Here is a 201-nt window from a genome sequence, read left to right as displayed (position 1 = left end):
GTTGGTATAGCTGATTTGGCTATCAGCTCTGATGGAATCAAGTATGGTACTTTCCACACTAAATGGTTAGAGAAACAAGACACTAAGTGGCAATCCAAGTATAGTAAACGTAAGTATCGAGTAACTGTTGCTGTTCGACAATGGAATCATAATCACGAAGATATCAAAGAAGATATAAGCGATTACCAAAATTGGCAACGA

1 pseudogene is annotated in these 201 nt (G+C 37.3%); it reads left to right on the top strand.

Going from position 1 to position 201, the window contains the following annotated elements:
- Nucleotides 1-201, top strand: a pseudogene (locus HUK49_RS11010) (RNA-guided endonuclease TnpB family protein); the annotation flags it as partial.

The organism is Limosilactobacillus portuensis, from assembly GCF_014838735.1.
Classification (GTDB): Bacteria; Bacillota; Bacilli; order Lactobacillales; family Lactobacillaceae; genus Limosilactobacillus; species Limosilactobacillus portuensis.
This window is presented reverse-complemented; position numbering and strand designations above follow the sequence as displayed.